This window comes from Streptomyces sp. NPDC029296, assembly GCF_055569255.1.
In genome coordinates this window covers 34,744-45,624 of sequence record NZ_JBVHXT010000012.1, presented here as the reverse complement: position 1 = coordinate 45,624, position 10,881 = coordinate 34,744, and the positions used below count along the sequence as shown (strand labels likewise).

General features: G+C 75.3%; 1 protein-coding gene. It reads right to left on the bottom strand.

Going from position 1 to position 10,881, the window contains the following annotated elements; genetic code table 11:
• Window positions 1-10,871, bottom strand: a 10,871-nt coding sequence (locus ACZ4W9_RS12870) for an SDR family NAD(P)-dependent oxidoreductase (protein WP_467935200.1), incomplete at its 3' end; no start/stop codon positions are given.
• Window positions 10,872-10,881: the final 10 nt, after the last annotated feature.

Genomic DNA, 10,881 nt, shown 5'->3' with positions numbered 1-10,881 from the left:
CGAGCACGCAAGGGGGCTGAACCCCCCACGCAACCCCCCCCCCCCCCCCCGCTTCCCCCCCCCCCCCCCCCCCCCCCCCCCCCCCCCCCCCCCCCTTTCTCCCAGGACTCGGAGGCACCTCCCAGCGCCATACGGATGAGGTCGTCGGCGGTCATGGAGGCGATGTCCGCGCCGGCATCCGCGGCAGGGACGTCCCCTGCGTCGAGACCGGCCGGGTCGGGCTGCGGGGCGATCTCCTCGCGGATCCTGCGGGCGAGGTCGACCGGGCTCGGGTGGTCGAAGATCAGCGTGGCCGGCAGGCGCAGGCCGGTCTCCGCCGTGAGGCGGTTGCGCAGCTCGACCGCCGTGAGCGAGTCGAAGCCGAGGTCCCGGAAGGTCAGGTCCGGGTCCAGCGCGCCCGGCGAGCCGTGCCCGAGGACCGCGGCGACGCCCCCGAGGACCAGGTCGAGCAGCAGCTCGTCCTGCTCGGCCGACGTCAGCCCGGCGAGCCGCTCGCCGAGGGCGGGCCCCTGGACCGGCCTTCCGACGGAGGCGGAGGCGGCACGTCGGGCCCTGCCTCGGGTGAGCCCCCGCAGGATCGGTGCCGTCAGGTCGGTGCGCAGGGCGGCGGTGTCGATGCGCACCGCCGCCAGCAGGGCCTCGTCGGTGGCGCGGCCGGTGTCGAAGAGGGTCAGGGCCAGCTCGGTGGAGAGCGGCACCGTCCCGCCGCGCTCCATGCGGGCCCGGTCCGTCTCGGCGAGTCCGCCCGTCAGCCCGCTGGCCTCGGCCCACAGCCCCCACGCCAGCGAGGTGGCGCTCAGCCCGCACGCGTGCCGGTCCTGGGCGAGCGCGTCGAGGAAGGTGTTGGCGGCGGCGTAGTTGGCCTGCCCCGCGCTGCCGAGGACTCCGGCGAGGGAGGAGAACAGGACGAACGCGGCGAGGTCGTGGCCCGCGGTGAGTTCGTGCAGGTTCACCGCGCCGTCGACCTTGACCCTCAGGACGTGCTCCAGTCGCTCGGGGGTCAGCGACTCGATGAGACCGTCGTCCAGAACACCCGCCGCGTGGACGACGCCGGTCAGCGGGGCCGGTATCCGCTCCAGGACGGCGGCGAGCGCCTCCCGGTCGGACACGTCGCACGCCTCGACGACGACCCGGGCGTCCAGCCCCTCAGGGACCTCACCACCGCTACGGCTCAGCAACACGAGATTCCGCACCCCGTGCTCGGCGACCAGATGCCGCGCCACCAGCTTGCCCAGCGTGCCGGTACCGCCCGTGATCAGGACCGTGCCCTCCGGATCCAGCCGCCTGGGCATCCGCAGCACCAGCTTGCCCGTGTGCCTGGCCTGCGACATGAACCGGAACGCCTCCGGCGCCCGCCGCACATCGAACGACCGCACGGCGACCGGTGCCAGCTCGCCCGCTTCGAACAGCGGCATCAGCACGGCGAGTATCCGCCCGATCCCGTCGGGGCCCGCCGCGTGGATCACGTCGAACGCCTGGTACGTCACGCCTGTGTGCCGGGCGGCCACCTCGTCGGGGTCGCGGAGGTCCGTCTTGCCCATCTCCACGAACCGGCCGCCGTCGCGCAGCAGCCGCAGCGAGGCGTCGGTGAACCCGCCCGCGAGGGAGTTGAGGACCACGTCGACGCCACCGGCGAACTTCTGCTCGAAATCGAGCGTGCGGGAACTCGCGATGTGCGCGTCGTCCAGGCCCATCGCCCGCAGCGCGTCCCACTTGCCCTCGCTCGCCGTCGCGAACACCTCGGCGCCGAGATGACGCGCGACCTGGATCGCCGCCATGCCCACTCCACCCGCACCTGCGTGCACCAACACCCGCTCGCCGGGCTGGAGTCCGCCCAGGTCCACGAGCCCGTACCAGGCGGTCACGAAGGCCACCGGCACGGAGGCGCCCTGCTCGAACGACCAGCTCTCGGGCATCCGGGTGAGCATCCGGCGATCGGCGACGGCGCGCGGGCCGAAGCCGCCCTGGAACATGCCCAGGACCCGGTCACCGACCGTGAGTCCCGGCGTGCCGGGGCCGACGGCGGTCACGACGCCCGCGCCTTCGCCGCCCATCGTCGCACCGGCGTCCGGGTACATCCCCAGCGCGATGAGCACGTCACGGAAGTTGAGGCCGGCCGCCCGGACACCGATCAGGACCTGGCCCGGTCCCAGTTCGTCGGCCTCCGGGAGTGGGGGCGCGGGCAGGAGGGCGAGGTTGTCGAGCGTTCCGGCCCGGTGGGTGTCGAGACGCCAGGCTCCGGGAGGCGGTGTCAGGGCGCGGGACTCGTTCGCGCGGGTCAGGCGCGGGATGTGCACCTGTCCGTCGCGCAGGGCGAGTTGGGGTTCGCCGAGGGCGAGGGAGGCGCGGGCCGCCGCCGGGATCAGGGCGCGGGAGGCGGGGGTGGTGTCCCGGTCGATGAGGATGCACTGGCCGGGGTGTTCGCTCTGGAAGGTGCGGACGAGGCCGACGGTCGCGGAGGCGGCGAGCTCGGGGACGGGTTCGCCGTGGGAGGTGGCGAGCGCGCCGTGGGTGAGGACGACGAGGCGGGTGCCGGCCAGGCGCGGTTCGGTGATCCACGCCTGGAGGACGGCCAGGGTCCGCACGGTCAGGCCGTGTACGTCCTCGCCGGGTTCCGGCGCGATGGTCAGGAGGGCGAAGTCCGGTACCGGCGCGCCTGCTTCGAGGGTGGTGGCGAGGGCCGCCGGGTCCTTGTGCACGGTGGCCGTGGCGAGGTCGGGGTCGGGCTCGCCGAGGACCGCCCAGGTGTCCTCGGTGTCGTCACCGGGGGGCGCGGTCAGGGTCTTCCAGTCGACGGTGAACAGCGCGTCGCGGGTGGTGTCGCGGTGGTCGGTGAGCTGGTCGGCGGAGACGGGGCGCAGGAGGAGGGAGTCGGCGCGCAGGACGGGGTTGCCTTCGTGGTCGGCGGCCAGGACGGTGACGGTGTCGGGCCCTGCGGGGGTCAGGCGCACCCGCAGTCGCTGGGCTCCTGAGGCGTGCAGGGTGACGCCGTTCCAGGAGAAGGGCAGCAGGATGCGGGCGTCGCGCCGTCCGGTGCCGGCGAGGCCGTACGCCTGGAGGGCGGCGTCGAGGAGTGCGGGGTGCAGTCCGTGCTGGGCGGCGTCCTCGCGTTCGGGGTCGGCGAGTTCGACCTCCGCGTAGATCTCGTCGCCCGAGCGCCAGGCCTGGCGCAGTCCTTGGAAGGCGGGCCCGTAGGCGTAGCCGGACGCTTCGGCCTGCTCGTAGAAGGCGGTGGTGTCGAGGAGGGTGGCGTCGGCGGGAGGCCAGGTGGTGAGGGTGAAGTCGGCGGGCTCCCCGGCCGGGGAGAGCACGGCGCTCGCGTGGCGCTGCCAGTCGGTGTCGTCGTCGGGGGTGGGGCGTGAGTGGATGGTGAGGGTGCGCTGTCCTGTGGTGTCGGGGGGGCCGACGGTGAGCTGGATGCGGGTCGTGGCGGTCGGGGGCAGGACCAGGGGGGTTTCGAGGGTGAGTTCGTCGATGCGGGCGCAGCCTGCTTCGTCGGCGGCGCGGATCGCGAGGTCCACGAAGGCGGTGCCGGGCAGCAGGGTGGTGCCGGCGACGGTGTGGTCGGCGAGCCAGGGGTGGGTGCGGGAGGAGACGAGGCCGGTGAGGACGAGGTGGCCGGGTTCGGGCAGGGTCGTGCCGGCCATCAGGAAGGGGTGGTCGACAGGGGTGAGGCCGAGCCCGTGGGCGTCGCCCGCGCTGGTGTGGCCGGTGCCGGATTCCAGCCAGTAGCGGCGGTGCCGGAAGGCGTAGGTGGGCAGGGGGACGCAGTGGCCGAAGCCTGCGCCGAGGACCGCGCTCCAGTCGACCGGCAGTCCGTGGGCGTGGGCTTCGGCGAGGGAGCCGAGGAAGCGGTCGATGTCGGGGTCGTCGCGGCGCAGGGTGCCGAGCGCCACGGCCTGCCGGCCGGTGTCGTCGAAGGTCTCCTCGATGGCGCTGAGGAGGACGGGGTGGGCACTGATCTCGACGAACGCGGTGTGGCCGGTGTCGAGGAGGCCGCGGACGGTTTCCTCGAAGCGGACGGTCTGGCGGAGGTTGCGGTACCAGTAGCCGGCGTCGAGGCCGGTGGTGTCGTGTTCGGCGGCGGTGACCGTGGAGTGGAAGGGGATGCGCGCGGGGAGGGGTTCGATGCCGTCGAGGAGGAGGGCGAGACGGTCCTCGATCTCCTCGACGTGGGTGCTGTGGGAGGCGTAGTCGACGGGGATGCGGCGGTGGCGGACGTTCTCGGCCGCGCACAGGGCGGTGAGTCCGTCGAGGGCGTCCGTGTCTCCGGCGACCACGGTGGAGGCGGGGCCGTTGACGGCGGCGACCGACAGGCGTCCCTGCCACGGCTGGAGCCGGGCGGCGACCTGGTCGGCGGGTTCGCCGACGGAGAGCATGCCGCCGCGCCCGGACAGGGCGGTGACGGCGCGGCTGCGCAGGGCGACGATCTGGGCGGAGTCCTCCAGGCTGAGGGCGCCGGCGATGTGGGCGGCGGCGATCTCGCCCTGGGAGTGTCCGACGACGGCGGCGGGTTCGACGCCGCAGGAGCGCCACAGTTCGGCCAGGGCGATCATCACGGCCCACAGGACGGGCTGGAGGACGTCGACGCGAGCGAACCACTTCTGCGCGGCGGCGCCTTCGGCGCGCAGCACCTCTTCCAGGGACCAGTCGACGTAGGGGGCGAGGGCCTCTTGGCAGGCGGCGATGCGGGCGGCGAACACGGGGGCGCGGTCGAGGAGTTCGACCGCCATGCGTTCCCACTGCGAGCCCTGGCCGGGGAAGACCCAGACGACGCGTTCGCCGTGGCGGGCCTGGCCCTGGACGACGTCGGCGGACTGGGTGCCCGCGGCGAGGTGGTCGAGTGCGTCCAGGAGGGTGATGCGGTCGCCTGCGCGGACGACGGCGCGGTGGCGCAGGGCGGAGCGGGTGGAGTGCAGGGAGTGGGCGAGGTCGGTGAGGGCGGTGTCGCGGCCGGCGCCGGTGCGCAGGTGGGCGGCGAGGCGGGCGGCCTGGGAGCGGAGTCCTTCGGGGACGGCGGCGGACACCGGGAACGGGAGGGTGGCGGTCGGGGTGAGGGCGCCGGGTGCGGGTTCCTCGTCGGGGCCGGTGTCCTCGGGGGCCTGTTCGACGATCAGGTGGGCGTTGGTGCCGCTGATGCCGAAGGACGACACGCCGACGCGGCGGGGGCGTTCCCCGGTGTCGGGCCAGTCGCGTTCCTCGGTCAGGAGGGCGACGGCTCCCGCGCTCCAGTCGACGTGCGGAGTGGGTTCGTCGATGTGGAGGGTCTTGGGGAGGATGCCGTGGCGCAGGGCCATGACGGTCTTGATGGTTCCGGCGGCGCCCGCGGCGGCCATGGTGTGGCCGATGTTGGATTTGACCGAGCCGATCCACAGGGGCTGCTCGGGGTCGCGGCCCTGGCCGTAGGTGGCGATGAGGGCCTGGGCCTCGATGGGGTCGCCGAGGCTGGTGCCGGTGCCGTGGGCCTCGACGGCGTCGACCTGGTCGGCGGTGAGCCGGGCGTCGGTGAGGGCGGCGCGGATGACGCGCTGCTGGGAGGGGCCGTTGGGGGCGGTGAGGCCGTTGCTGGCGCCGTCCTGGTTGACGGCGCTGCCCCGGATGACGGCGAGGACGGGGTGGCCGTTGCGGCGGGCCTCGTCGAGTCGTTCCACGAGCAGCACGCCGACGCCCTCGGCGTAGCCCATGCCGTCGGCGGCGGCCGCGAACGCCTTGCAGCGGCCGTCCCCGGCGAGGGTGCGCTGGCGGCTGAACTCGATGAATCCGCCGGGGGTGGAGGCCACCGACACCCCGCCTGCCACGGCCAGGGAGCATTCGCCGCGGCGCAGGGCCTGGACGGCGAGGTGGAGGGCGACGAGGGCGGAGGAGCAGGCGGTGTCGACGGTGACGGCGGGCCCTTCGAGGCCGAACAGGTAGGCCAGCCGGCCGGAGATGACACTGCCCGCCGTGCCGGTGAGGACATAGCCCTCGATGCCTTCGGGCATGCGGGCCACGTCGGAGCCGTAGCCGGTGGGGGTGCCGCCGACGAAGACGCCGGTGGAGGAGCCGCGCAGGGTCTGCGGGTCGATGCCCGCGCGTTCGAAGACCTCCCAGGCGGTCTCCAGCAGGAGGCGCTGCTGCGGGTCCATGGCGAGGGCCTCGCGGGGGCTGACGCCGAAGAAGTCGGCGTCGAAGTCTCCGGCCGCGTCCAGGAATCCGGCTTCGGCGGTGTAGAAGGTGCCGGGGCGGTCGGGGTCGGGGTCGTAGAGGCCGCCGACGTCCCAGCCCCGGTCGGTGGGGAAGCCGCCGATCGCGTCGGTGCCTGCGGTCGTCAGGTTCCAGAGGTCCTCGGGACTGGTGACGCCGCCGGGGAAGCGGCAGGCCATGGAGACGATCGCGACGGGTTCGTCCTCCCGGACGGCCGGCGGTGCGGTGGGGCGGGTGGCGGGTCCCCGGTGTCCGTCGAGCGTGGTGAGGACGTGCCGGGCGAGGGCCTGGGCGGTGGGGTGGTCGAAGACGAGGGTGGCGGGCAGGGCGAGGCCCGTCTCGGCGTTGAGCCGGTTGCGCAGGTCCACGGCGGTGAGGGAGTCGAAGCCGAGGTCGCGGAAGGTGCGGTCGGCGGGGACGGCCAGCGGGTCGGCGTGGCCGAGGACCTCGGCGATGCGGGCGCGTACGGCGTCCAGGGCGATCCGTTCGCGCTGGGCCGGGGTGGCCTCGGTGAGGCGGCGGGCGAGGGCGCTGGTGGCGGAGGCGGCGGGGTCGGGGGCCTGGGTGTCCGGGGTGCGCCGTGCGTCGGGGAGTGCGTCGAAGAGGGCGCTCGGGCGCAGGGCGGTGAAGCCGGTGAGGAACCGTTCCCAGTCGATGTCGGCGACGGTGACGGTCGTCTCGTCGAGTTCCAGGGCTCGGCGGAGCGCGGCGACGGCGGTGTCCGGGTCGAGGAGGCCGAGGCCGCGGCCGGTCAGGGCGGCGCGGGCGCCGTCGTCGTCGGTCATGCCCGCGCCGGCCCAGGGGCCCCAGGCCAGGGCGGTCGCCGTCAGGCCGCGGGACCTGCGGTGTTCGGCGAGGGCGTCGAGGCAGGCGTTGGCGTAGGCGTAGACGGCCTGGCGGCCGCTGCCCCACACGCCGGCGATCGAGGAGAACAGCACGAAGGCGTCGAGCGGGCGGTCGCCGAGCACGGCGTCCAGGTTCTGGGCGCCGGCGGCCTTGCCCGAGGCCACGCGGGCGGCCTCGGGCAGATCGGTGTCGAGGAGCGCGCCGGCCTGGCCGACGCCGGCCGCGTGGACGACGCTCCTCAGCGGAGGTCCTTCGGCGTCGATCTCGGCGATCAGCCGGGCCACGGCCTCGCGGTCGGCCATGTCGCAGGCGGCGACGGTGACCCGGGGGCCGAGTGCGCCGAGGTGGTCGGCGAGGTCGCGGGCGCCGGGTGCGCCGGGCCCCGACCTGCTGGTCAGGACGAGGCGTTCGGCGCCGTTCTCGGCGGCCCACAGCGCGACGCGCGCGCCGAGGCCACCGGTGCCTCCGGTGACGAGGACGGTTCCGGTGAGCTGGACGGCGCGCACGGGTGGCCGGTCGCCCGCGGGGGCGCGGACCAGGCGTCGTACGAGGATGCCGTCGGCGCGGACGGCGGCCTGGTCCTCGGTGCCGGAGCCGGTGTCGATACCGGCGAGGACGGCGACGACGCGGGTCCAGGCGTGGGTGTCGGGCTGGTCGGGCAGGTCGACGAGGCCGCCCCACAGGCGGGGGTGTTCCAGGGCCACGACGCGGCCGAGGCCCCAGATCCCGGCCTGGGCGGGGCGGGTGGCCGGGTCGGTGGCGGTGGCGTGGACGGCGCCGCGGGTCAGGCACCACAGGGCGCCGCCCGGTTCGGTGTCGGTGAGGGCCTGGACGAGGGCGAGGGTGGCGGCCGTGCCGTGGGAGAGGGCGGGGTGGCTCGGGTGGGCGTGCTCGCGCAGGCCGAAGAGGCCGACCACTCCGGCGAATCCGTCGGGTCGTTCCTCGCGCAGCTCTGTGATGCGTGCGGCGAGCGACGCGCGGTCGGCGGTGCCGGCCGTGACGGTCAGGTGGAGGGGGTGGGCGCCGTGCGCGGCGAGGGCGGCGGCGCACCGGGCGGCGAGATCCTCGTCGTCGGCCTCGTCCTGCGCCGAGACGACGAGCCAGGTTCCCGTGAGGGCCGGTTCGGAGGTGGCGGTCTGGGGGTGCCAGGCGATGCTGTAGCGGGCGGCGTCCACGCCTGCGGTGAGCAGGCGGTTGTCGCGCCAGGCGGCGAGGGGGCCCAGTGCGGTGGCCAGGGCGTCGCGGCCCGTGGCGTCGGACGGGTCGAGGAGCGCGGTGAGGGCGTCGACGTCCCGCTCCTGGACGGCCTCCCAGAAGCGGGCCTCGTCGGAGTCGACGCCGGCGTGGGCCGGGGCGGGTCCCGCGTCCGGGGCGGGGGTGTTCTCCAACCAGAACCGCTCGCGGTGGAAGGCGTAGGTGGGCAGGTCGGCGCGGGAGGCGCCGAGAGGGGCGAGGAGGGGACGCCAGTCCACGTCGAATCCACTGGTGAACGCCTCGGTGAGGGTGCCGAGGAGGTCCGTGCCGGGCAGCACGGCCGCCTCCTGCGCGGTGGCGTGGAGGGTCTGCGTGAGGGCGGGGTCGGTGCCCGTCCCGACGAACGCGTCGTGGCCCTGGCGCAGCAGGAGCCGTACGGCCTCCTCGAAGCGGGCGGGGGCGGCGAGGGCGGTGCTCCAGTACGCCGCGTCGAGGCGGGTGCCGGGCGGCGGCGGGCCCGCTGCGGCGGCCGAGTGGAACGGCGCCGTGGGGTCGGCCGGCCGGATCTCGCCGAGGGCGGTGCCCGGGGTCAGGCCGGCGAGGATCCGGCCGTGGTGGACGGCGATCCGCGCGCCGTCCTCCAGGGAGAGGGCGCCGGCCACGCAGGCGGCGGCGATCTCGCCGTGGCTGTGGCCCAGGACCGCGGCGGGCCGTATGCCGAAGGAGTCCCAGACGGCGGCCAGGGACACCATGACGGCCCACTGCACCGGCAGCCGCAGGTCGGCGCGTTCCGAGGCGGGCGAGCGCAGCACGGAGGTCAGGGACCAGTCGACGTACGGGGTGAGGGCCGCCTCGCAGTCGGCGATCCGCGCGGCGAACACCGGTGAGGTGTCCAGCAGTTCGGCGGCGGCCTGCGGCCAGGGTGCGTCGGGTCCGGGGAAGACCAGTACGGGGCGGGTGATCCGGCGTCCCGTGTTCCGGGCGACGCCGGGCGCGGGTTCCCCCGCGGCCAGGGATTCCAGGCCCGCGAGGAGCCGGGTGCGGTCGGCGGCCAGGACGACGGCGCGGTCGTCGAGGGCGGCGCGGTGGGCGGCGAGGGTGAGCGCGATGTCCGGCAGGGGGGTGTCGGGCGCGGTGCGGGTGAAGCGGGCCAGGCGTGCGGCCTGGGCGCGCAGGGCGGCCTCGCCCCGGGCGGAGACGACGAACGGCAGGGCGTCGTGCGGGGGCGGGGTGATGCGGGGGGCCGCCGGGGTGGTGGGCGGGGCGGGTTCTTCGAGGATCACGTGGGCGTTGGTGCCGCTGGCTCCGAACGCGGAGATGCCCGCCCTGCGCGGTTCGCCCGCCGCGGCCGGGTGCCACGCGACGGGGTCGGTGAGGAGTTCGACCGGTCCTGCGGTCCAGTCCACGCGCGGGGTCGGTTCGTCGAGGTGGAGCGTGCGGGGCAGGGTGCCGTGCCGCATCGCCATGATCATCTTGATGACGCCGGCGGCTCCCGCGGCGGCCTGGGTGTGTCCGATGTTGGACTTGACCGCGCCGATCCGCAGCGGCCGGTCAAGGGCGCGGCCCGGTCCGTAGGTGGCGATGAGCGCCTGCGCCTCGATGGGGTCGCCGAGCCGGGTGCCGGTGCCGTGGGCCTCGACGGCGTCGATGTCGGCCGGGGAGAGCCCGGCGGCGGCGAGCGCCTGCTCGATGACCCGGCGCTGCGAGGGCCCGTTGGGGGCGGTCAGGCCGTTGCTCGCGCCGTCCTGGTTGACGGCGGTGCCGCGGACGACCGCGAGGACGGGGTGCCCGTTGCGGCGGGCGTCGCAGAGCCGCTCGACCAGGAGCAGGCCGACGCCCTCGGCCCAGCCCGTGCCGTCGGCGGCGGCGGCGAACGGCTTGCAGCGGCCGTCGGCGGACAGGCCGCGCTGGCGGCTGAACTCGATGAAGGCGGCCGGGGTGGCCATCACGGTCACTCCCCCGGCCAGCGCCAGGCCGCATTCGCCCTGACGCAGCGCCTGGACCGCGAGGTGCAGGGCGACGAGGGAGGACGAGCACGCGGTGTCCACGGTGACCGCGGGGCCTTCCAGGCCGAGGGCGTAGGAGACCCGGCCCGACATCACACTGCCGACGCTGCCGGTGAGGGCGTACCCCTCGACGCCCTCGGGCATGCGCTCGACGCCGGCGCCGTAGCCGGTGGGGGTGCCGCCGACGAAGACGCCGGTGCGGCTGCCCCTGAGGGCGCGCCCGTCGACCCCGGCGTGTTCGAACGCTTCCCAGGCGGTCTCCAGCAGGAGCCGCTGCTGGGGGTCCATGGCGAGAGCCTCGCGCGGGCTGATCCCGAAGAAACCGGCGTCGAAGTCGCCCGCGCCGTCGAGGAAGCCCCCCTCGCGGGCGTAGCTGGTGCCCAGGTGGTCGGGGTCGGGGTGGTACAGGTCGGCCAGGGGCCAGCCCCGGTCGGCGGGGAAGCCTCCGATGGCGTCGACGCCGTCGTCGACCAGCCGCCACAGGTCCTCTGGCGACCGGACACCCCCGGGGTAGCGGCAGGACATGCCGACGACGGCGATGGGTTCGGGGCGTTCGAGTTCGGCGATGCGGGCGCGGGCGCGCTGGAGTTCGACGGTGGCGCGCTTGAGATAGTCCCGCAGTTTGTCGTCCGCTTGGCTCATCGCTCGACCG